The sequence below is a fragment of the Borrelia sp. A-FGy1 genome, assembly GCF_014084025.1.
GTDB lineage: Bacteria > Spirochaetota > Spirochaetia > Borreliales > Borreliaceae > Borrelia.
Genome location: NZ_CP043682.1, coordinates 294,494 through 316,789 on the forward strand (window position 1 = coordinate 294,494; position 22,296 = coordinate 316,789).

The 22,296-nt window shown below is 30.4% G+C and carries 26 protein-coding genes; all 26 read right to left on the reverse strand.

The window, feature by feature from the left end; translation table 11 throughout:
- Positions 1-17: 17 nt before the first annotated feature.
- Complete coding sequence (motB, locus tag F0310_RS01370) at positions 18-800, reverse strand: flagellar motor protein MotB (RefSeq protein ID WP_182117690.1); 783 nt, start codon at positions 798-800, stop codon at positions 18-20.
- Entirely contained in the window at positions 800-1,582 is a 783-nt protein-coding gene (locus tag F0310_RS01375; protein ID WP_182117182.1) for a motility protein A, read from the reverse strand. Before F0310_RS01375 ends, motB begins: the two co-directional genes overlap by 1 nt.
- On the reverse strand, positions 1,579-1,800 hold the full coding sequence (locus tag F0310_RS01380) for a flagellar FlbD family protein (protein WP_182117183.1): 222 nt from the start codon (positions 1,798-1,800) through the stop codon (positions 1,579-1,581). The genes F0310_RS01375 and F0310_RS01380 overlap by 4 nt, the downstream gene beginning before the upstream one ends.
- Before the next feature lie 11 nt (positions 1,801-1,811).
- Entirely contained in the window at positions 1,812-3,140 is a 1,329-nt protein-coding gene (gene flgE / locus F0310_RS01385) for a flagellar hook protein FlgE (protein WP_182117184.1), read from the reverse strand.
- A 4-nt stretch (positions 3,141-3,144) separates the two neighbouring features.
- On the reverse strand, positions 3,145-3,525 hold the full coding sequence (gene flgD / locus F0310_RS01390) for a flagellar hook assembly protein FlgD (protein ID WP_182117691.1): 381 nt from the start codon (positions 3,523-3,525) through the stop codon (positions 3,145-3,147).
- Between the two features lie 58 nt (positions 3,526-3,583).
- Positions 3,584-4,756 (reverse strand): flagellar hook-length control protein FliK, encoded by a 1,173-nt coding sequence (locus tag F0310_RS01395; protein WP_182117185.1) that lies wholly within the window; start codon positions 4,754-4,756, stop codon positions 3,584-3,586.
- 3 nt (positions 4,757-4,759) lie between these two features.
- Entirely contained in the window at positions 4,760-5,374 is a 615-nt protein-coding gene (locus F0310_RS01400) for a periplasmic-type flagellar collar protein FlbB (RefSeq protein ID WP_182117186.1), read from the reverse strand.
- Positions 5,367-5,798: a flagellar protein FlbA gene (locus F0310_RS01405; RefSeq protein WP_182117187.1), complete on the reverse strand. Its 432-nt coding sequence runs from the start codon at positions 5,796-5,798 to the stop codon at positions 5,367-5,369. Before F0310_RS01405 ends, F0310_RS01400 begins: the two co-directional genes overlap by 8 nt.
- On the reverse strand, positions 5,795-7,102 hold the full coding sequence (locus F0310_RS01410) for a FliI/YscN family ATPase (RefSeq protein WP_182117188.1): 1,308 nt from the start codon (positions 7,100-7,102) through the stop codon (positions 5,795-5,797). Before F0310_RS01410 ends, F0310_RS01405 begins: the two co-directional genes overlap by 4 nt.
- 21 nt (positions 7,103-7,123) lie before the next feature.
- Entirely contained in the window at positions 7,124-8,035 is a 912-nt protein-coding gene (fliH, locus tag F0310_RS01415; RefSeq protein WP_182117189.1) for a flagellar assembly protein FliH, read from the reverse strand.
- Between the two features lie 14 nt (positions 8,036-8,049).
- Positions 8,050-9,084 (reverse strand): flagellar motor switch protein FliG, encoded by a 1,035-nt coding sequence (gene fliG, locus F0310_RS01420; protein WP_182117190.1) that lies wholly within the window; start codon positions 9,082-9,084, stop codon positions 8,050-8,052.
- A gap of 15 nt (positions 9,085-9,099) precedes the next feature.
- Entirely contained in the window at positions 9,100-10,806 is a 1,707-nt protein-coding gene (fliF, locus tag F0310_RS01425; protein ID WP_182117191.1) for a flagellar basal-body MS-ring/collar protein FliF, read from the reverse strand.
- Between the two features lie 13 nt (positions 10,807-10,819).
- Positions 10,820-11,146 carry a flagellar hook-basal body complex protein FliE gene (fliE, locus tag F0310_RS01430; protein ID WP_182117192.1) on the reverse strand — a complete coding sequence of 109 codons (327 nt, stop codon included), beginning with the start codon at positions 11,144-11,146 and terminating at the stop codon, positions 10,820-10,822.
- A gap of 26 nt (positions 11,147-11,172) precedes the next feature.
- Entirely contained in the window at positions 11,173-11,631 is a 459-nt protein-coding gene (flgC, locus tag F0310_RS01435) for a flagellar basal body rod protein FlgC (protein WP_182117193.1), read from the reverse strand.
- 25 nt (positions 11,632-11,656) lie between these two features.
- Positions 11,657-12,064: a flagellar basal body rod protein FlgB gene (flgB, locus tag F0310_RS01440; RefSeq protein WP_182117194.1), complete on the reverse strand. Its 408-nt coding sequence runs from the start codon at positions 12,062-12,064 to the stop codon at positions 11,657-11,659.
- Positions 12,065-12,095: 31 nt separating this feature from the next.
- On the reverse strand, positions 12,096-13,436 hold the full coding sequence (hslU, locus tag F0310_RS01445; protein ID WP_182117195.1) for an HslU--HslV peptidase ATPase subunit: 1,341 nt from the start codon (positions 13,434-13,436) through the stop codon (positions 12,096-12,098).
- A complete protein-coding gene (hslV, locus tag F0310_RS01450) occupies positions 13,436-13,978 on the reverse strand; it encodes an ATP-dependent protease subunit HslV (RefSeq protein WP_182117196.1) in 543 nt (180 codons plus the stop codon). The genes hslU and hslV overlap by 1 nt, the downstream gene beginning before the upstream one ends.
- Positions 13,979-14,133: 155 nt before the next feature.
- Positions 14,134-14,340, reverse strand: a complete 207-nt coding sequence (locus tag F0310_RS01455; RefSeq protein WP_182117197.1) for a hypothetical protein — start codon at positions 14,338-14,340, stop codon at positions 14,134-14,136.
- Between the two features lie 9 nt (positions 14,341-14,349).
- Positions 14,350-14,763 carry a hypothetical protein gene (locus F0310_RS01460; protein ID WP_182117198.1) on the reverse strand — a complete coding sequence of 138 codons (414 nt, stop codon included), beginning with the start codon at positions 14,761-14,763 and terminating at the stop codon, positions 14,350-14,352.
- Positions 14,764-14,767: 4 nt separating this feature from the next.
- The gene (locus F0310_RS01465) at positions 14,768-15,457 is read right to left on the reverse strand and encodes a hypothetical protein (RefSeq protein WP_182117199.1); all 690 of its coding nucleotides are present in this window, start codon (positions 15,455-15,457) and stop codon (positions 14,768-14,770) included.
- Positions 15,458-16,654: a cell division protein FtsZ gene (gene ftsZ, locus F0310_RS01470; protein WP_182117200.1), complete on the reverse strand. Its 1,197-nt coding sequence runs from the start codon at positions 16,652-16,654 to the stop codon at positions 15,458-15,460.
- 20 nt (positions 16,655-16,674) lie between these two features.
- A complete protein-coding gene (gene ftsA, locus F0310_RS01475; RefSeq protein ID WP_182117201.1) occupies positions 16,675-17,916 on the reverse strand; it encodes a cell division protein FtsA in 1,242 nt (413 codons plus the stop codon).
- Positions 17,916-18,659 (reverse strand): cell division protein FtsQ/DivIB, encoded by a 744-nt coding sequence (locus F0310_RS01480; protein ID WP_182117202.1) that lies wholly within the window; start codon positions 18,657-18,659, stop codon positions 17,916-17,918. Before F0310_RS01480 ends, ftsA begins: the two co-directional genes overlap by 1 nt.
- Positions 18,660-18,698: 39 nt before the next feature.
- Entirely contained in the window at positions 18,699-19,793 is a 1,095-nt protein-coding gene (gene ftsW / locus F0310_RS01485; protein ID WP_182117203.1) for a putative lipid II flippase FtsW, read from the reverse strand.
- Between the two features lie 25 nt (positions 19,794-19,818).
- Positions 19,819-20,874 carry a phospho-N-acetylmuramoyl-pentapeptide-transferase gene (gene mraY / locus F0310_RS01490; RefSeq protein WP_182117204.1) on the reverse strand — a complete coding sequence of 352 codons (1,056 nt, stop codon included), beginning with the start codon at positions 20,872-20,874 and terminating at the stop codon, positions 19,819-19,821.
- 16 nt (positions 20,875-20,890) lie between these two features.
- Positions 20,891-22,282, reverse strand: coding sequence for a UDP-N-acetylmuramoyl-tripeptide--D-alanyl-D-alanine ligase (gene murF, locus F0310_RS01495; RefSeq protein ID WP_182117205.1), 1,392 nt, complete (start codon positions 22,280-22,282; stop codon positions 20,891-20,893).
- Positions 22,283-22,296: the final 14 nt, after the last annotated feature.

Below are 22,296 nucleotides of genomic sequence, written 5' to 3' on the forward strand. Positions count from 1 at the left end.
TCTTTCATACTAATTTATCATTGATTAATACCCTTAGTAGTACTTAAGGAAGAATCACTTGTAATTAAAATATCTATTCTTCTATTATAGGCTCGACCTTCAGGTGTATCATCTGTAGCAATTGGCCTGCTTCCTGCTAACCCAGAAACCTCAAATTTATTTTCAATACTTACTATCTTAGACTGATCAGTGTAATTCAAAATCTGCTCTAGCATATTTACTGCTCTTGCTACTGAAAGCTCCCAATTACTTTTCCAAACTTCATTTATACCAGTATCAATATTATCTGTATGTCCTTCAATCTTAAAATTATATCCTTGTTCATCTAGAAAACCAATAAAAGATGCTATCTTTTGTATAGTCTCCCTATTCGCATCAAGCTTAACTTCAGCACTAGCTGTATCAAAAAAAGCATCAGCTAAAAGAGACACAACAACTCCTCGCTCAAGACGTCTAACAATAACACTTTTAGATTGAATTTTTTCAATAAATTCAATCATTGACTTATTCTTAGCCGTCTGAGAAGCTTGTTTATTTTTGGCAGTAGAAGGTAAAGACATGAAACTATTACTCAAATAAGAAAGCTTATCTATATCCAAAGTCTTTCCACCTTTAAAAAAACCAGACCCTTTAAATGAAGCTGACATTATCTTTAATATATTTTCTTTAAAAATAACATCATTTAATGAAAACATAGTAACAAAAAAGACAAGCAATAAAGTAACCATATCCCCATATGTTAACATATATTCAGGAGCACCCTCTTCACATTTTGAACACTTCTTAGTACGTAAAGCCATCATTCATCTCCAAGTATACTTCCAATCTGATTTCTGTCTTTAGGAGTCAAGAATGTCACTAACTTTTGCTCCAAAATTCTAGGATTATCCCCAGCCTGAATTGATAAAATACCCTCAACTATCATCGTTTTAACTGCAGCTTCTTCATTATCTATAGATTCTAATTTAATTTGAACAGGAATAAACATTAAATTTGCCATTATTGTACCATAAAGAGTTGTAATAAGAGCAACCGCCATAGAAGAACCCAAAGCAGATTTATCTTCTAAATTTCCAAGAAGAGCTATAAGCCCAATAAGAGTACCTGTCATTCCAAAAGCAGGAGCAAGCTTTGCCCAAGTTCCAAAAAGATTAGCACCCATCTTATGTCTCTCTTGCATTTGATCTAATTCAAGATAAAGCATAGTTCTAATTATTTCAGGATCAGCACCATCAACAACAAGTCTCATTCCAGACTTAAAAAATGGATCATTAATTTGTTCAAGTTCATCATCAAGAGATAAAAGACCTTCTTTCCTAGCTTTTTCTGAAAGCTCTACTAAAATCTTTATATTAGATGCCTTAGCAAAAGAACTCTTTTTAAAGAAAAAGCCCAAGTAAGTAGGTATTTTCTTTACAGCAATAATTTCTGAAGAAGCCATCAGTGCAGAAAAGGAACCAATAACCGTAATAAATACAGAGCTTAAATCCCAAAAAACCCCTAATCCTGTTGGAGTAAACGCCATAGAAATTAAAATAGCTCCAAATCCAACGCCCCATCCAAGTATACTAGCCAAATTCATAACCCAACTCCCTTATCCTCTTTATTAAATTTACATAAAAAAGAAACATCTCTTCTATACATCTTAATTCTATATATCACCTCTTCTACATTTTCTTTTACAACTAATTTCTTACCATTCATCAAAAGAATCGTAGTATCGGGATTAGCCTCAATACTCTCAATATGACAAGGATTTAAATAATAACCATCTCCATTTAATTTAGTCACATAAATCATAAACTAAAACACTAAGCCTTAAGTCTTACAAGTTCCTGCAACAACTGGTCTGACGTAGTAATAGTCTTAGCATTAGCTTGAAACCCTCTCTGAGTAACTATCATATCTGTAAATTGTTCTGCAAGATCAACATTAGCCATTTCTAACACACCTGCTCTAATAGTACCAAGACCTGCAAATCCTGTTTCTCCTACCCTAACCTGACCTGAGTTACTTGTCTCAACAAAATTAGTATCACCAGCCTTAGCAAGCCCCCCAGGATTAACAAATGATGCAAGAGCAATTTTTCCAATGTCTCTCCTGATACCATTTGAATAAACTCCTGTTATTACTCCATTTTGATCTATCTCATAATTTTCCATATATCCCATTCCATATCCATCTTGCACAATAGCCTTTGTTGTACTTGCATCAGCAAATTGAGTAATTGAATCAGTATAACTACCAACATTTCCAAGCCTAAGATTAACAGTTTGCTCTTCTCCAATCTCACCAGCATTAGCACCAGAAACACCAAATGTTATAGGAAATTCAAGTAAATCTCCTACCTGACCCACTTGACCATTTAAAGAAATTAGTGTGCCTTCATTATTAAAACCTACTGAAAAGTTAGAATTCTCTTCTCCATTCACTAAAACCGTAGCATTCCATGTATTAGAAGCAGCCGGATTCTTTATAAATCTAAGCTCCACATTATTAGTATTTCCAAACCCATCATAAATTGTTTTATTAACAATCCAAGTTCCACGAGCAACATCCAATTCACTAAAACCTTCTTCAATTACAGGTAGTCTCTTATCAAGATTGCAAGCAAAAGTAATATACTTAGTAGCTTTAGCTCCTTCTTTATCTCCAATAGGAATAACCAAATCTTCAATATCAGAAGATGTATTAATAATCTGCTGCCCTTCAATAGTCCTTGCCATCCATCCTTGAATCCTCATTCCATTTGCAGGGTTTACAAGATTTCGATCAGAATCAATATCAAAAGCACCAGCTCTTGTATAAAAAGTATTATTACCCTCTCTTAAAATAAAAAATCCATTACCACTAACTCCAAGATCAGAAGCCTTTTGAGTACTCTGAAAAGATCCCTGAGTATGAATTGTATCTACTGCAGCAATGCTCATACCAAGCCCAACCTGCTTAGGATTAGTCCCCCCTCGACCCTCAGTAGGACGAGATGCTCCAGAAATACTTTGAGATATCATATCTTGAAAATTAACTCTTCCCTTCTTAAAACCAATCGTATTCACATTTGCAATATTATTACCAACAACATCCATCCTAGTTTGATGATTCTGAAGACCAGAAACACCAGAATATAAAGACCTCATCATATAATTATTCCTCCAAACCTATTGATAAAATATTCTTATAAACATAGTATTTACCATCTACCATAACCTTTGGATTTAATCCTGACTTAATATTTGTAACCTTGCCCTTAATAATTTCTCCAGCAACATTCTCAAATTCAACTATCTTGCCTAACAAATCTAAACCTCTATTTACAGAAAGTGAAGAGGAAAGTTTTTCAAAAGATTTACTCATGTTTGTTATTTGTTCAAGAACAGAAAATTGTGCCATCTGAGCAATAAACTCTTTATCCTTCATTGGATCTGTAGGATCTTGATATCTAAGCTGTGTAATAAGAAGTTTTAAAAAATCATCCTTACCAAGATTAGACCTTTTAGTCCCTTTTTCTAAGCCAGAGTTATACATATCTTTACCTACATTAATTACACTAGAAATATTATCAATTGTATTCACTTACCCTCCATCAAACAATAAAATTAATGCTTCTTTCTAAATCACTAGAAATTTCAATATCATCTTCAAGCTTAAATACTTTGTTTTCATCAAAATAAAACCCTCGATCTTCCCCTTTATCTTTAAAGTAGCCAGAAAAAGATCCAGAATTACTACCTGCAAGAGAAAGACTCAAGCTAGTATTAAATCCATTGTCATCTAACATTTTATTAATTGAATACATATTTTGTTCAAAAAGGGTTTTAACATTTTGATTATCAACTATTATTCTACCCAATAAATTATTATTAGAATCAAGATTTAAATTAATTCGTATACTACCAAGCTCTTTAGGCTTTAAAATCAATTTAATCTCTCCTGTATCATTCGATTTTAACACAATCTTAGCCTTATCCACAATATTATGATTAACCTTTAAATTCCACTCTGACATTAAAACATCATTAATATTATTAATAAAAGGCTCTCTATCGGATTTTGCTGTATCAGAACTATAAAGATCACAAATAAATTCTCCTGTTCCATCAAATGTTTCTTTAATATTATATTTACCAATAAAATTTTCATTACTCACTACTCTAAGCCCAGTCTCTCTATTAAGCATTTCAATTACACCATTGTTTCTCTTAAAATTTTTAACATCAACATTAATAATGTTCTTTTCTCTATCTTTTTTTTCAATATCCAATTCACTACCATTAGACTTAAGATTCAAAAGTATGGAATCAAAATCTAAAAGAGAAGTCATATTCCCAAACAAAGTATTAACTTCATACAAAAAGTTCTCAATATTCGTTATTACTTCCCTTTTATTAATAGACTTACTGTTAGATAAACTTTCGCTCAAAGCTCTAAAATTTTCAAAATTAGATAAATTACGCATCTTTTTTACTAAAAATCTCAAATCAGACCTAAAACTACTATCACTAAGTTTTTCAAAAGCAAAAGTTTTATCTAAAAAGATCTTCTTAAATTTCTTACTTACAAAACCATTACCTCTTAAAAACTTCAAAAAATCTAAAACAGAATCTTTAATTTTATATGAACCTTTCATCTCTGAAAAAATAAGATTCAAAAACCCATTCTTACGACTTTTATCCACAATAACACCTAAATTTTCCAAACCTAAGTTTTTATTCAACAAATTAAAATTATTTGAAACCACTTCACTTAAATTACCCATAAATCACTCCAATGAACCAACAGACATTTTCCTCATCAATACAGCAGCCCTCTTAGCATCCATAAGAGATAGCCAATAAGGAACAATAGACACCCTTCCTTCCCTCTTAGAAACATCTTCTACTTTACGCATATAAGATATTGCAATCTCATCATTAAGCTCCTCGAGTCTTCTAACCGCATCTTCAGGTGGCATATTCATTAAATATAGAGCAGACTGCACAAAATTTGCGTCTTCATCTTTATATTTATTAACAATATCATCAATTACCTTCTGTTTTAAATCTAAATCTCTTTGCTTTTGATTCAGCTCAGCCTCAAGTTTATTCAAACTGTTTTCCTTTTCTTTTAACTCTTCCCTTAGTTTTTCAACTTGTTGATTCTTAATATCAATAGCTTCTCTTTCTTTTATCATCCTAATCTCATCAAGGCTAATATGTGTATCTCCAAAAGACTGCATATTTTCGCTAAAAAACAAATTCTTTATATATAATGGAAAGTAATCTCTAACCCTATATATTCCAAATAAATCAATTAAAAAAAATGAAAGCCAAATGAAAAAAACAATCAAAAAAAGCCAAAAAAATAATCTAGATAAAAACGATAAAATACTATTCATTATTAGTCCCTAATTTTTTATAAACTTCATAGTTAATATATTCATCTAAAAATGAACTTTCTTTTTTTTCTTTCTCCTTAATTATAGTATCATTTAAAATTTTTATTAATATTTTGATCCTCTTTTCTTCTTTATAATTTTCTAAATAAGCACTATGATATTTATCATATTCACTTTTTAACTTTACAAGACTCTTTAATTTTTCTCTCTTTTTATAAATTAAAAAATCTAAACAACTCTTTTTATAAAGAATATCTACATTATTTAGTTCTTTTATATAGTTAGGAATTGCATCAATAAATTTTTCTATTTTTAAAATATCGTCATTTATATTCATTAAATTAATTTCACTAAATTTCTTATTATAAGTTTTAACAACTAATATTTTTTCAAATTTTTTCTTTTTAAAAATTAAATCAATCAAGACAATATTTCCCTTATCTCATTATCTAAATTTTCATATTCAAATTCTTCTTGCATTTCCTGAGAAACAAAGTCAATAATCTTTGAATACTTGGAAATTGCTAAATCAACCTCCTCATTAGATCCTTTAAGATAAATTCCTGTTTTAATCAAATCTTCATAATTTTTATAAACCGACAATAAATATCTAATTTTAGATATTAATTTCTGCTTTTCAAAACTTACTATCCTATGAAGAGACCTTGAAGTAGAACTTAAAACATTTACAGAAGGATAAACTCCTCTATCAGATAAATCTCTATCTAAAATTATATGTCCATCTAAAATAGCTTTCATACTATCAGCTATTGGTTCTGTAAAGTCATCACCCTCAACTAAAACAGTATAAAATCCCGTAATACTGCCTTTTCCATTAAGACCTGAACGTTCAAGCAAAAAAGGAATTTCTACAAAAACAGAAGGAGGATAACCTTTGGCCGTAGGTGGTTCTCCCATAGAAAGACCTATTTCTCTTTTTGCGCTCGCAAATCTTGTCATTGAATCAAACAACAAAATAACATCTAAACCCTTATCCCTAAAATGCTCAGCTATTAATGTTGCAGTATAAGCACCTTTATATCTAGAAATAGGAGATTCATCAGAAGTTGATACAACCAAAACGCTTTTTTTTAAACGATCTTCTCCTAACTCATACTTAACAAATTCATTAAGCTCACGTCCCCTCTCACCAATAAATGCAATAACATTAACATCTGCTTTTGAATGCTTAGCAAGCATACCAAGCAAAGTAGATTTACCCACACCAGCACCAGAAAAAATACCTACACGCTGTCCCTTTGCAATTGGCAAAAATCCATCAAGAACTCTTACTCCAGTAATTATTTGTTCAGAAAATATGCCTCTATTTAAGGGATTAATCCTATTAAATTTTATTTCTTTATAGTTCTTATAAAAAAACTGTCCCTTATCATCAATAGGTCTACCAAGAGAATCAATTACCCTTCCAAGCAATTCATCACTAAGATTAATCTGAGGTCTTTTATTTAAAGAATAAACTTTATCCTCAACCTCAATTCCATCAAAACTTTCATAAGCCATAAGGCTAACTAAATATCCATTAAATCCTAATACTTCAGCATATATTTTCTTACCATTTCTCTGCTCAATAATACATAAATCTCCTATGCCACATTTTGGACCCAGACTCTCAACTAAAAGACCCTTAATTTTCTTTATTCTCCCAATAAGAGATATAGAATCAAAATCATCTAATATTTTTGAATAAATCTTTAAAAAATTGTCCATTAATATTCCAAGAAGAAAGACTTAAGAGAAATTCTTAAGTCTTTCTTCTATCCTATCAAGCTGAGATGAAATACGTGCATCAATTTCTCCAAAGTCTGTCTCAATAACACAACCACCTTTTCCTATATTTAAATCCTCAATAACTTCTAAATGTTCTATAAAATTAAACTTAGAAATGAACTCATTTTTCTCATGCTTAACAATATCTAAATCATCAAGATTGACCCGAATGATAATATTCGTTTTATTTTTTATTTTTTTTAAGGCTTCATTCACATTTTCTATAATAACATTCTTTTGAGTGTCTACAATTCTTTTAACCACTTTAACTGCAATTTGCATAATAAGATTCATTATTTGTACTCCTGAAGATTCAAGAATTTCTCTTCTCTTTGAAACTAAAGAAGCTATTATACTATTTAATTTTTCTAGCAATCTATCAAAATCTTCACAACCCTTATTAAAACCCGCTTCATATCCTTCTTTCTCTCCCTTAGTAGTTGCAATTTCAAGTTCATTTTTTAATTTATCTTCATACTCTTTTACTTTCTTTTCAATTTCAAGATTAGACTCTCTCTCAATTGTCTCTTTTTTATTCTCAGCTTCTTTTTGCAAAGCTTCAGATCTATTATTAGCCAAATTAACTATTTCACTAGCTTGCTCTCTAGCTTCTTTAAGAATTCTAGAAGATTCTTCTTCTATTTCTTTCATAACAAGCTCACGCCTATTGTCAAGCTCTTCTTGAAGTTTTGCCCTTTTATCCATTAAAATTTCAAGCTCACTCTTAAGACTAACAACCTGACTATCCATATCAAAAACTTCACTTTCTTTTTTTCTAATTTCTAAAGATTCAAAAATAGGATTTGAAATTTCAACAAATTCCAACTTTGCTACATTTTCAATTTCTTGTGATTTATATAAAATCTTAGGCAAGTAAAACTCCTTCACTAAACAAGCACATCTTCTTCACCTCCTCTAGAAATCACTATTTCACCTTGTTCTTCTAATTTTCTAATCAAAGAAACAATCTTTTGTTGAGATTCCTCAACATCTTTACGCCTAGTAGGTCCTAAAAATTCCATATCTTCCTTAAGCATTCCAGCAGCTCTTTTAGACATATTTTTAAAAATCTTTTCCTGAACAGGTACATCAACAGATTTTAAAGCCTTTGCTAATTCTTGTCCATCTATTTCCCTTAAAACTCTTTGTATTGACCTATCATCAAGAAGAACAATATCTTCAAATACGAACATTTTCTTTTTTATTTCTTCGGCAAGCTCAGGATCTTCTTCTTCAAGAGACTCAATTATAAATTTTTCTGTCTTTCTATCAGCCATATTAATTATCTCAACAACATTATCAACACCACCAGCTGAAGTATAATCTTCTGAAGACAAAGATGCTAGCTTCTTCTCAAGCACTCTCTCAACTTCCCTTACTACTTCTGGAGAAGTTCTATCCATCAACGCAATCCTTCTTGCAACATTAGTCTGAATTTCAGTAGGAAGACTTGATAAAATAAATGAAGCTTTTTGAGGATCAAGATATGAAAGTATCAAAGCAATTGTTTGTGGATGTTCCTGTTGTATAAAATTTAAAATATTAGCAGGATCGGCTCTTCTAATAAACTCAAAAGGTCTTGACTGTAAAGCAGATCCCAAATTATTAATAATATCAACAGCTTTTTGCGTACCAAGAGATTTTTCAAGAAGTTCTCTAGCATAATCTATTCCACCCTTTTGTATAAATTCCTGGGCCATCATCAATTCTTTAAATTCCAAAAGAACACTATCTTTAAGTTCAGAAGTAATAGTATCAAGCTTTGCTATCTCAAAGGTTAAAGACTCTATCTCCTCTTGAGAGAGATACTTAAATATCTTAGACGAAATCTCAGATCCTATTGAAACCAATAATATAGCTGCCTTTTGTTTCCCAGTTAAAGTGGAGATATCAAGTATCTCTTTTTCGCCTTTCTCTTCCATAAACTCTATCACCCTTTATACATTCTTAAAAATCCATGTTCTAATTAACTTAGCAACATCCTCTGGTTTCTCTCGAGCTAAAATCTCAGCATTACTCTGAAGCTCATCTCCCTCTCTAAGCCCACCAACAACATCATCAACCCCAATATCATCCCCATCCACTAATGCTTGCTGTCGTCTTAAATGAGCTTGTTTCGCAAGCTCTTCTTCTCTAAGACGTCTTCTTCTTTCAAGTTCTCTAGATACAATAAAAAATATTGTAAGAGCTAATATCAAAAAAGCAAATACTATGCTTCCCATAAACAAAAAATACCTAAATTTCTCACTAGCAAAGTAATCTTCGTCTATCTTCCTAAACTCATTTAATCTATCAAAAGCAATATTCCTAACAGTAATAGAATCTCCTCTCTCTGGCTTATATTCAAAAGAACTTTGCAAAACATCTGTAATCTTTTTCAAAGATTCATCAGAAATAGGCTTATACTCTCTTTTACGAATACCATTCTCTATTACAAAATTTCCAGACTCATCATAGACAAAATCCCATATACCATCCACAAAAATACCAAGAGAAACACCCGCAATCCTAGCAGGTTCTTTCTCACTTAAGGATTTCTTCTCATTAAGAGCAATGTTCTTAGTCTCCTTAAATTCATTTGATTTACCAATAATATCACTTAAATCCTGATACTCAGGGGGAGTATTGCCCTCCTGTCCTGGTGGCCCCCATGGACTATAACCCTGTCCCTGATATTCCCTCTTATGAACCTGAGACGAAATAACAGTAGAATCACTGACCTTCCTTGTATTATAAGAAGCTTTAGGATCTTGAGGCTGAAGTTCAATAGGAGCATACTCCTTAGACTCCATAGTTTGACGGGAAGTATCTAGTTTCACATTAATTCTCGCAATCATAAATCTATCAACAGACAAAACCCTACTTAAAGCAAAATCAATCTCATCTCTCAACATAGATTCATATTTTAATTTAAGCTTCCTTTCCTTTTCTGCCAAATCAATTCTATCCATCCCATCTAAATTAGAAAAATCATTTAATATATTTCCCTTATTGTCAACAATAGCAATATTATCTGATTCAAGACCTTCAACAGCATACTGAATCAATTTAACAAGACCCTCTACCTTTTTACGATTAGTAACAATATCAGAACCAGGCTTAGGTGTAATTCTAACAGAAGCCTTAACAGGTTCTTGAGATTCCTTAAAAAGAGCCTTCTCTGGCATTACAAGATTAATGCTAACAGCATCAACATCATCAAGAGCTACAATATGCTGTTCAACAGCTCTTGTGATTGATCTTCTAAGATTAATATTTCTTTCAAAATCTGTAATAGTCCATCTGTCAATATCAAAAAGAGACCAAGGATCCATATGAACAGGGACAAGCTCCTCTCTAACAAGAATAGCTCTCATTCTTTTAGATATATTTTCATCTGTTAAGTGAATTTTTCCATCTGAAGAAATAGTATACGTAACATTTTCCCTGTCAAGTCTTTGAATTATTCTATCTAATAAATACTGATCTTTAATTCCAACACCAAAAAGAGCAATACTCTGAGCCTTGGTAGAAAATCCTACTAAAAAAACAAGCGCAAAAATTACAAATAAAGCAATAATTCCAAAGGCAATTCTTTGAATCATACTAGCCTTTTTAAAAACTGCTTTTACCGATGTGAAAAATTTAGTAAAAAAATTGCTCAAACTGTATAGCTCCTTAACGAATATTAATTATATCTTGATAAGCTTTAATGCTTCTTTCAACAACAGCTTTTGTGATGCTTAAATTCATATTAGCTTTAGCCATTGCGATAACAACATCATGCACATCAATTTTATCTGGTTCTATAATAGACTTCTTCATTGCTTTATGCACATTTAATTGACTATCATTTACACTAGATATTACATTCAAAATCACATCCTTAAAAGTTTTAGGCATTTCTTTTTTAACATCAAAGCCAGAAGAATTTAATCCAAAATGTAAAGGATCTTTACGAACTAAATAAAAATTATTATCCACAAAAAAAGAATCAACCCTCATTACCTAAACCTCTCAACTTATTAATATTAATTTTGCAATATTGATAATGCATTCCTAAACATCGCTTTACTGCTATTAATAACAGTAGAATTTGCTTCATAAGCACGAGAAGCAGAAATCATATCTACCATCTCTTCAACTACATTAACATTAGGAAGTTCAACATAACCCTTCCTATCACCAGAATTGATTGCATCAGGATGAGTTGGGTCATATTTCAACTTTAAAGGAGCTTTATCCTTTTCAATACCAGCAACTCTAACTCCCTGTCCAATCCCATTATCAAGATACTCAGGCACAAAAGGGCCTTTCCAATATGGATTTCTAACTCTTGAAGAAAAAATCACCCGCTGCCTCCTATAAGCTCCCCCATCAGAAGTTCTAGTAGTCTCCACATTTGCAATATTATTTGAAATAACATCTATTCTTAATCTTTGCGCTGTTAAGCCCGTTGAAGCAGTATTAATACTTGAAAATAATCCCATAAATTATATTCCTTAAGATAATAACTTATTTTATTACAATATTCACACTTTTAAAATAATGGGCCTGAATATTTGTAAACAAGTTATACATCATTTGATTTTGGATAAGATTTTTGATCTCAGAATCAATATTAACATTATTGCCATTATTATTAAAACTAGATAAATAATCAAGCACTCTGCGTGGTTTAATATCCAAATAACCCAACTCTCTAACATCATCTAAATGTCTTTCATCAACTTTTAATAAAGGCAATCTATTTGCTTTTTCATTTAAAAAAGCTCGCTTAAGCTCAGCTTCAAAAGTGACTTTACTTCTCTTAAAATTAGGAGTATCTATATTCGCAATATTATCAGATATAACAGCCTGTCTTAAACTAAGAACATCCAAATACCTGTGTGTTAAATCAATTGAATTTTCAAAATTAATCAAACTAATACCCTCTACCTAAAGTAACCTTTACCTATATTATATAATAATTTAAGTCTTTTTGTTCTTTAATTTCTATTTTTTCATTAACATAGCTCAAGTCTATTTCAATTTTTTTTAACTTACTACCAGGTGCTTCAAAAAAAAGATCAGCAAGGACTTTTTCCATAACTCCATGCAATCTTCTTGCACCAAGATTTTCTCCTTCAAGATTCATATTAAAAGTAAGCTCAGCTATTCTATCAATTGCTTCTTCTCTAAACTCCAAAGTTAAATCATATATTTTAAACATCTCAATATACTGTCTTATTAAAGAATTTTTTGTTTCTTTTAAAATATTTTTAAAATCATCTATACTTAAACTCTTAAGCTCAACCTTGATTGGAAACCTACCCTGAAGCTCAGGTATTAAATCAGATGGCTTTGATAAATTAAAAGCTCCTGCTGCAATGAATAAAATATGAGAAGTATCTATTATCCCATATTTTGTATTAACTTTAGATCCCTCAACAATTGGTAATATATCTCTTTGAACACCCTCTCTAGAAACATCATTCCCACTTCTATTCTTAGTAGCTATCTTATCAATCTCATCAATAAAAATAATTCCCATATTCTCTACTCTAGACTTTGCGATCTCTACTATATTCTCATTATCAACTAATTTTTCAAGTTCTTCAGCTAAAATGATTTCTCTAGCTTTTTTTACTTTAACTTCTCTCCTTTTCTTCCTATCAAATATATTATTAATCAATCCCCCAAGACTCATATCAATCTCTTCAAAATTACCACCAGAAAATATTTCTATTGTAGAAACAGGCATTTTGCCTGAAACATAAATATCAATAAGATTATCATCAAGTTCTCCATTTCTTAGCTGCTTTCTAAGCTTATCTCTTACTTTTTCGCTAGCTTTTCTTTCCTCGTCGTTCTCAGGATTTTCAGGTGATTTAAAAAGTTTATCAATTATTCTATCCTCTACACGCTTACCGGCCTCTTCACGAACAGAATTATACATCTCTTCCTTTACCATGCTAACTGCAATACTCATTAAGTCACGAATCATAGATTCAACATCACGTCCAACATAGCCCACTTCAGTATACTTTGTTGCCTCAACTTTAATAAAAGGAGCTTTAATGAGCTTTGAAAGTCTCCTAGCAATCTCAGTTTTTCCAATTCCAGTTGAACCAATCATAATAATATTTTTAGGCATAACATCGTCTCTTATTTCCTTAGGAAGCCTAGATCTTATATACCTATTAACAAGAGCAATTGAAACTACTTTTTTAGCTTCAGATTGCCCTATTATATATTTATCTAATTCTGCAACAATCTCTTTAGGAATTATACTTTGATTTTCAAGCTTATCCATTAACCAATCTCCTCAAGAACAATATTTGAATTAGTATATATACACACTCTTGCTGCCACCTTCAAAGACTTAAATGCAATATCAGAAGCACTTAACTTTTTATTTTCCATATAAGCAAGGGCAGCTGAATATGCATAATTCCCTCCGCTACCTATAGATATAACATCTTCTTCAGGTTCGATAACATCACCCGTACCAGAAATCAATAAAATACTATCAGTAGTAGCTACAAGCATCATTGCTTCAAGCTTGTGAAGTATCCTATCAGATCTCCAATCCTTTGCAAGATCAACAGCAGCTCTTTTAATATCAATAACTCCATCTTCTCTCGCCTTAATCTTCTCTTCAAATTTTTCAAAAAGAGTAATAGCATCAGAAGTTGAACCTGCAAATCCTGCTAAAATTTTACCACTAAGTAATTTTCTTATTTTTATAGCATTAGATTTTAAAACAGTATGCCCAAAAGTTACCTGACCATCTGCTGCTACTACAGTCTTACCTCCTTTCCTTATTGCAATTACCGTAGTCCCTTTAAAGCTCATATAACTCCCCCCTATTTAGATATTTCATTCAATAAATTCCTTAATAAGGATATTAGATACATCCTTATTCTCAAAATAATTTTCCAGATCATAATTATATTAATCCCAAGCTCATTATACTGAGAATCAAATATCTTATAAAGTTCAGCACTCCTTTAACCTCCTGAGCCTACTTTCATATAAAACCTTAGAACCATCTGCAAAATAATCAACATTGTATAATAAACATTAAGACCAAATTCAAACTCAATATAAACAGTAACTAAAGCTCCAATTTTTACAAGTGCATAAGTTACAGAATTATTTCTTTTCGTAAAAAAATTCTGTATTCTCTTATAAGATAAAGTTTCAGTAAAAATCACATATATATTCTAAAACCTAGAGATATATTTTCTATTTTGCCTTGGATAAATACTATAAATATCTATTAATATAACAGAATATTTTCTTTCCTTTTTGGATACTCCACTTACTTCACCAACTCGAACTTCAATATTAACAACTATTATAAATCCAAATATTACTTCAACATGATATTTATCAAGATGAGATGATAACTCTCTAATTTGATTAGACAAAAATTCACTAATTCGTTTTGAATCAATAACAGCCCAAGACACAGAAATAGAGTTTGAAAGACTTTCTTTGCAATATCTGCAAAAGTAATTAGAAATACTATCTAAAACTAATTTCAAAATATCATCTAAGTAAAAATGATTAAAAATTTCAAATTTTTCTTTACCTTTTAAAAATTTCAAATTATCAAAATAAAGTAATTTAATCATGAAGTTACTTGAAATTACTTATCACTCTATTAACACCCTCTTGTTGTTCCTTAGTTAAAGCCTTGTTTTTTGCCTTTTCATAATACAACAAAGCATTACTAAAATCACCAAGCGAGTAGTAATTAGCCCCTCTTAACATAAAAAATTCAAAGTAATTCTCTCCCATAGCCTCAAGTTTATTTAAATATCCCTTAGCTTCTACTTGTTTATCAAAATCATAAACATACATATTAGAGAGAGCAAAAATAGCTTCCTTAAAATCATACTTAATAGAAATTGATTTTAAAAAAGAATCTTCAGCAAGATTTAAATATTCATAAACCTTTTCTTTATTCTTTATTTCTTTAGTTAAATTATAAGAAGAAACTCCTATATAAAAATGAGATAAATGATTGTTTGGATTATATTCCAAATTTTTATTAAAAAACTCAATAGCAGGCCCATATTGTCCAAGTTTGATAAGCTCAAGACCAATTAAGCTAAAAAATCTAGACTTTTTATCAATAGAATTTAATATCCTCAAAACATTTTTTTCCTCTCTATTAATAAACTCCTTATAAACTTCAATCTTCTCTAAAGGACCACCCCCTGCTACTTCTATCTCTCTTATTCTAAGACCAAGATTCATCTTCTCCTTAGCTCCTTCTCCACAAGAGATAACCAAAAATAACAAGACTGGCATAAATCTTTTCATTTAATCATCACTACTTTTTTTGTTTAAATTTCTTAAGAATGTTGGAACATCAATATCATCCTCAAAATAATTAACATTTTTAGATTTTGATATAAAGTTTTCATTTACTCCATAAGTAGTCCCTATATTACCCTGATTTCCAGACATTAAACTATCAAATTCTCTTGAGCTTAAAGTATTATTCTCAGCCACATCAGATAAGTCTTTTTGCTTTTTAGAGGAAAATCCAGTAGCAACAACAGTAACATAAATTTCATCATCAAGATTTGAATTAATCGCATGTCCATAAATAACAGTAGCCTCATCATCAACACTAGCAGTAATTATTCCCATAATCTCTTCAAGCTCAAGTAATGAGAAATCTTCACCTCCAGTTACATTAACAAGAAGACCCTTAGACCCTTCAATTCTAACCTCTTCAAGCAAAGGATTACTAATAGCAGAAGTAGCCGCATCAACTGCCCTATTCTCACCTTTGCCATAACCAATTCCCATTAAAGCATCACCTTGGCCTTGCATAATGCTTTTAACATCAGCAAAATCAATATTAACCTCACCATGCTCAATAATAAGACCAGCAATACCCTGTACACCCATTCTTAAAACATCATCTGCTCTTTTAAAGGCGTCTTTTATAGTAGTTCGCTTATCAACAACAGTTAAAAGCTTTTGGTTTGGAATAATAATTAGGGTATCAACAGATTTTCGCAAATTATTTATTCCCTGATCAGCAAGTCGCATTTTTTTAGGTCCCTCAAACTTAAAAGGTTTAGTAACAACACCAACAGTTAAAATACCAAGTTCTTTTGCAACCTGTGCAATAACAGGTGCAGCGCCTGTTCCAGTTCCTCCACCCATTCCAGCAGTAATAAAAACCATATCAGCACCTGCTAAATGATTTTTAATAATATCAATATCTTCTTCTGCTGCTGCCTGTCCTATTTCAGGTTTTCCACCAGCTCCAAGACCCGCTGTAACCTTAGAACCAAGAGCAATTTTTATTGGAGCAATAGAAGTTTGAAGAGCCTGAAGATCAGTATTTGCCACAATAAATTCTACATCTCTTACTCCATACTCAATCATACGGTTAACAGCATTACTACCCCCTCCACCTGCACCAATTACCTTAAGAACCGTAGGGTTTGCGGCAGAATCAAATCTCCTTGCATGACTATCAATAATATTATAATCTTTCATTAAATTTCCTCCATGGCTGGTCAAAACCACTCTTTCAAAAACCAACCTTTCAACTTTGAAGATATTTTGTTTTGCTTCTTAGATTTATTATTTATTTTCTTCAATTTATTGAATTTTTGCTGTTCATGTCTATAAAGAACAAGACCAAGAGCAGAGGCAAACTTAGGATCGATATATTCCTCCCCTACTCCATTAATATTCATTGGAAATCCTATTCTTGATGGATATTTAAATACCTCTTCCATTAAATTAGAAATACCAGGAAATAATGCTCCCCCACCAGTTAAAACAATTCCTCCGTTAATTTTGTTATAAAGTCCTCTTTTCATTATTTCAACTTTAATTATTTCAAAAATTTCACCTAACCTTGAATTAATAATAATAGCTAATTCTTTTCTACTCTTCTCCTGGGGAGGTCTAGTTCCAAGATTAGGAATAATAACACTTTCCATTTGACTCTCAAGTACAGAAATATGAGCAACTCCTGCTGTTATTTTAATATTCTCAGCAACATCTTCAGGGACCTTCCATACCTGAGCAATATCAAGAGTTACTCTATTTGCACCAATAGGAACCACACCAGTATAATAAGGAGAGCCATCGATATAAAGAATTATATCTGTTGTCCCCTTGCCCATATCAATAAACAGAACCCCCATTTCCCTCTCTTCTTTAGACAAAGTAGAATATGACGATGCCAAACTTCCAAGAACAATCTCATCAACAGAAAATCCAGCACGATTTACACATCTAACTAAATTTTGACTTGAAGAGCTAGACCCTGTAATAATATGCACTTCTCCTTCAAGACGAATCCCCATCATATCGATTGGATTCTTTATATGAGGAATACCATCTACAATAAATTCCTGAGGAACCACATGTAAAATTTCTCTATCCATAGGAATTACAATTGCCTTAGCTGCCTCAATAACACGATCAACATCTTCTTCATCAATTTCCCTAGTTTTCGAATTTATTGCAACAACTCCACGAGAATTAGTGCCTTCGATACTACTACCTGACATAGAAACAGAAAGAGTAGAAATATCACATCCAGAAATAAGCTCAGCAGCTTCAATAGAATTAGAGATTGAATCAAGAGCTGCTTCAATGTTTATAAGGACCCCCTTCCTAACACCTCTTGACACACTAGTGCCTATTCCAACTATTTCCAATTGGTTGTTTAAATTTACTTCAGCAACAACAGTACAAATCTTTGAAGTTCCAACATCCAATCCCACTATCAAATTCCTAGACACTAATTTTCTCCTAACAAAATGATATCACCACTTCTTAAATCAATAGTACCGGAGCTCTCTTTAAGTAAATCAGCTATCATTAATACCTTATGCAATGCACCCATTAAGCTCATATCAGCTGTTATTAATATCTTATTATATATATTTTTCATATATAAAGTTATCTTGTAATCATAGAAATTCAATTTTAAAAAATTGATCTCTGATATTAAATTATACAAGGTATTCTTATTTATTTTAATATAATTAAGTTTCTTTATAACAGTAGCCATCCTGTCTTCTAAAAAATCACCAACTTCATTATCATTTAAATTCAATCCACTAACTATGGGCAAATCATAAATTAAGTCTCTACCTTTTTCTAGTATTACACCATCTGAATCAATAAAATAATAAACAAAGCTACCGTCAATATTCTCATAAGCAGCAACAACTGGAAATCTCTTTTCAATATTAATACTAATCTTATTAGGAAATATAAGTTTCACTTTTACATTTTTTATTCTTAAATCTTTCTTAATATTCGCTTCATAAGAATTGACATCAGCTTCATAATAATAAGTATTAGGTTTAATACCTGAAATTTTTATTATATCTTTCTTAGAAATATTAATACCATCATTAAAACTAATATATCTAATTAAAAAATAAGGTGATACAAAAATAATAAAAATAACCTCAAGTAAAATAATAGAAACAATTACATATATATAATTTAATAAAAACTTTTTATAAGCTATCATAATTTAAAATCAAATTAATTTTTATACAAATACCAAAATTTACTCACTCTCAATATCTTTAGCAACATTTGCAATTAGTCCAGCAAGTGCCATTGTAACTACGATAGAAGAACCACCTGATGAAAAAAATGGTAAATTTATTCCTGTAGGAGGTAAAAGTCCAACTGCAATTAAAATATTCATAATACTTTGAAGAAAAATAGCAAGACTTGAAATAAAAGCAATAAAAAATTTAAATCTAGTCTTAGCATAAATAGAAACAAAGTATCCAATATAAAAAAATAAAAAAAATAGTAAAATTGCAAAACAAACCCCTAAAAATCCCAACTCTTCTCCAAGAACTGAAAAAATAAAATCAGAATTTGCTTCTGGAAGTTTTCCAAGTTTTATTTCTCCCATCCCAAGTCCTTTGCCCCAAATGCCTCCACTCTTTAAAGCATTAAGTGATGCAATTATCTGATACCCTTTTCCTGAAGGGTCCTCATAAGGATTTAAAAATGCAAAAACCCTAGCAACTCTATAAGGTTCAAATATCAAAAAAAGAACAGAAATTGGTAAAAATGTAAATAAAATAGAAAACATATAACCAAATGACATTTCAGAAACAAATAATATAATAAAAAAAAGAATAGCAAAATAAATAGCTGTTGAATAATCATTTTGTAAAATTATAAGCAACCAAAAACTAGAAAAAATTAACATAGGTTTAATCCAATAAGAAATATTATTATCTGATTTTAATTTAAATTTACTCAAATAACTTGAAAGATAAATTGTAAACGACAACTTAAAAAGTTCTGATGGCTGTATACTAACACCTTTTAAAAATATCCACCTTTTTGCACCTGAAATACTAGGAGACAAAAATGTCACCAAAACCAATGTCAAGGTTACAAGTAATATAATTGACACTATTTTTCTTAAAAAATCTAGAGAAATTCTTTCAAAAACAAAAAATATAATAAAACTTAAAAAAAGATATTTAAGACGCATTAAAAATAAAAAATTAGGATCTCCTGTAAGCTCCAAACTTAAAAAAAATGAAGATGTATAAAATATAATAAGTCCATAAGAAACAAGTGACCACAAAACAAGTAAATAGTATCTCCTAAGTGAACCTTTATCTAAAAACATAACAGCAACTGTAAACTCATCAAACTCATCTAATCTTAAGAGTACTTAATGCAAGTATAGCAAATATTAAACCTATTATCCAAAATCTAATAACAACCTGCATCTCAGACCAACCAAGTTCTTCAAAATGATGATGAAGTGGTGCCATCTTAAATATTCTCCTCTTAGTTTTTTTATATACAATAACCTGAATAATTACAGACAAAGTTTCAACCACAAAAACTCCTGCAAGGATTACAAAAAGAATCTCATTTTTTAAGATTAAAGCTGTCATTCCAAGTATTGCTCCAATTGATAAACTACCAGTATCTCCCATCATTATTTTAGCAGGATAAGCATTAAACCATAAAAATCCAAAACTACCCCCAAGCAAAGCTCCAAGAAATATTACAAGTTCTTCAGAACCTTTAATATTTGGAATATTTAAATAAGATGCAAAATCTGCTCTACTTGTAAGATATGCAATTATTATTAAAGCCCCTGTTATAACTATACTAAGCCCAATAGCAAGCCCATCAAGTCCATCTGTTAAATTAAATGAATTGGAGGCAGATATCAAAACAAACATTCCAAAGGGAATATACAAAAACCCTAAATCTAACTTGAAAGACTTAATGAATGGAAAATAAATTATGCTAACATGTTCACTTCCAAAATAATAAAGAATACTAACTGAAATAAAAGAAAACAAGATCTGTCCATAAATTTTAAATCTAGCATTAAGACCATTTGTACTTTTTCTTTTTATCTTCAAAAAATCATCTATAAATCCCAAAAATGCAAAACTAAGCATTACAAAAAGTATAATTAAAAAGTAAATATTTAAAGGATTAGACCAAAACAATAAAGAGACTAAAACACAAAAAAAAATAAGAATACCTCCCATAGTAGGAATTCCCATTTTCTCATTTAAATGCCGCTTAGGACCTTCTTTCCTTAAAATTTGATCTAGATTCCATTTTTTAAGTTTTAATATAATAAAAGGCCCAAAATATAAAGCAAGCAAAAACGCAAAAACAGTGGCATAAGCGGTCCTAAAAGTAATATACTTAAGCAATCTTAATCCTAAAAGATAAAACATGAAATCTCTTTAATCCTTAAATATAATCAAAAATCCTTTCAAGTCTATTTGACCTCGACCCTTTAATAACAATAAAACATTTAGAATCTAAACTTTTAACAAAAAAATCAATAAAATCTTCAAAATTATTAAAGTAATATAAGTTACTTAAACTTAAATTTTCACTTTTCTTTACTTCTTGATATTCTTTTCCAATTAAAAAAACTTTTTCAAAATCCATTAAAATAATCTCTTGAACTACTGCTTTATGCGCTTTATACGAAAATTTTCCAAGTTCTTTAAAAGCACCAAGAACAATAAATTTTTTACCTTCAATATCAAGATCCAAAATCATCTTCTTTAAAGCCATAAAAGAGCCCAAATTACCATTATAAGAATCATTTAACACTAAATAGTCCTTTACTTTTATAAGCTCTACTCTACCCTTTTGAAAATCAGTATTCATAAGCCCTTTTTTAATTTCATCTTCTTTAAGACCAAGCAATAAAGCTAAATTAATGCAGGATATTGCATTAAAAATATTATGTCTACCTGGTAACAAAATAGAATAATGAAACCCTTTATAAGTAAAATCATAAGAAAATTTTTCGTTTAACATTGAAAATTCTCTTATTTGTAGCTTATTAAATTCAAAATTAAAAATCTTACTCCCTGGACTTCTAACATTAGCTATTTCTCTCAAATTAGGATGATAAGGACAACTCTCATTTAAGATAACTATCTGAGTATCCTTAGTAATTATTCTACCCTTCTCAGAAGCAACAATATCTAGATTCTCAAAAGCCTGCATATGTGCATAACTTATATTTGTAATAACAACAATTTCCGGATTTAATATTTCAGAAAGAAGACTCATCTCTCCAATATAGCTAATACCAACCTCAAAAACAGCATACTCTTCATCTCCTCCTGTTCTTAAGATACTAAGAGGAAGTCCAATACTTGAATTTAAATTACCCCAAGTCTTGCAAGTTTTATACTTTTCAGACAATATACTATAAAGCATTTCCTTTGTTGTAGTTTTGCCATTACTACCAGTAACAGCTATCCTTTTAAAATTTGTTCTTTTAATAAAATGAGCTGCCAATTTCTGGAGAAAAACAACTACATCACTAGTAAGTAAAAAAACCAAATCATCTTTATTTTCTAAATATTCAATACATGCAAGCTCATAATCCATAGAACACACAAAACATTTAACACCAATATCAATTAAATACTTAACAAAAGAAAATCCATCTACTCTATCTCCCTTATAAGCAAAATAAAGACTATCACAACTATTATCTTTATTTATTTCACGACTATCAATCGAATAAAATGAAACAACTTTTTGCATACTGCTTAAATTACCAATAAATTTAATATCCCTTAAAGAATATAGAATGTCTTCAATTCTTATATGCACTAAATACCCTCATT

What these genes read in the sequence shown, in the direction of transcription:
- flgD (WP_182117691.1), bottom strand. Translation starts at nt 3,525, where the DNA reads ATGTATAACTCTGGCTTAGAAAAAGGGACTAAAAGGTCTAATCTTGGT.
- F0310_RS01400 (WP_182117186.1), bottom strand. Translation starts at nt 5,374, where the DNA reads ATGAATAGTATTTTATCGTTTTTATCTAGATTATTTTTTTGGCTTTTT.
- flgE (WP_182117184.1), bottom strand. Translation starts at nt 3,140, where the DNA reads ATGATGAGGTCTTTATATTCTGGTGTTTCTGGTCTTCAGAATCATCAA.
- F0310_RS01395 (WP_182117185.1), bottom strand. Translation starts at nt 4,756, where the DNA reads ATGGGTAATTTAAGTGAAGTGGTTTCAAATAATTTTAATTTGTTGAAT.
- mraY (WP_182117204.1), bottom strand. Translation starts at nt 20,874, where the DNA reads ATGTTTTATCTTTTAGGATTAAGATTGCTTAAGTATATTACTTTTAGG.
- F0310_RS01480 (WP_182117202.1), bottom strand. Translation starts at nt 18,659, where the DNA reads ATGATAGCTTATAAAAAGTTTTTATTAAATTATATATATGTAATTGTT.
- F0310_RS01465 (WP_182117199.1), bottom strand. Translation starts at nt 15,457, where the DNA reads ATGAAAAGATTTATGCCAGTCTTGTTATTTTTGGTTATCTCTTGTGGA.
- F0310_RS01375 (WP_182117182.1), bottom strand. Translation starts at nt 1,582, where the DNA reads ATGAATTTGGCTAGTATACTTGGATGGGGCGTTGGATTTGGAGCTATT.
- ftsZ (WP_182117200.1), bottom strand. Translation starts at nt 16,654, where the DNA reads ATGAAAGATTATAATATTATTGATAGTCATGCAAGGAGATTTGATTCT.
- ftsW (WP_182117203.1), bottom strand. Translation starts at nt 19,793, where the DNA reads ATGTTTTTAGATAAAGGTTCACTTAGGAGATACTATTTACTTGTTTTG.
- motB (WP_182117690.1), bottom strand. Translation starts at nt 800, where the DNA reads ATGGCTTTACGTACTAAGAAGTGTTCAAAATGTGAAGAGGGTGCTCCT.
- flgC (WP_182117193.1), bottom strand. Translation starts at nt 11,631, where the DNA reads ATGGGATTATTTTCAAGTATTAATACTGCTTCAACGGGCTTAACAGCG.
- hslV (WP_182117196.1), bottom strand. Translation starts at nt 13,978, where the DNA reads ATGAGCTTTAAAGGGACTACGGTAATTGCAATAAGGAAAGGAGGTAAG.
- hslU (WP_182117195.1), bottom strand. Translation starts at nt 13,436, where the DNA reads ATGGATAAGCTTGAAAATCAAAGTATAATTCCTAAAGAGATTGTTGCA.
- F0310_RS01460 (WP_182117198.1), bottom strand. Translation starts at nt 14,763, where the DNA reads ATGATTAAATTACTTTATTTTGATAATTTGAAATTTTTAAAAGGTAAA.
- F0310_RS01410 (WP_182117188.1), bottom strand. Translation starts at nt 7,102, where the DNA reads ATGGACAATTTTTTAAAGATTTATTCAAAAATATTAGATGATTTTGAT.
- fliG (WP_182117190.1), bottom strand. Translation starts at nt 9,084, where the DNA reads ATGGAAGAGAAAGGCGAAAAAGAGATACTTGATATCTCCACTTTAACT.
- F0310_RS01380 (WP_182117183.1), bottom strand. Translation starts at nt 1,800, where the DNA reads ATGATTTATGTGACTAAATTAAATGGAGATGGTTATTATTTAAATCCT.
- fliE (WP_182117192.1), bottom strand. Translation starts at nt 11,146, where the DNA reads ATGAGGGTTGATTCTTTTTTTGTGGATAATAATTTTTATTTAGTTCGT.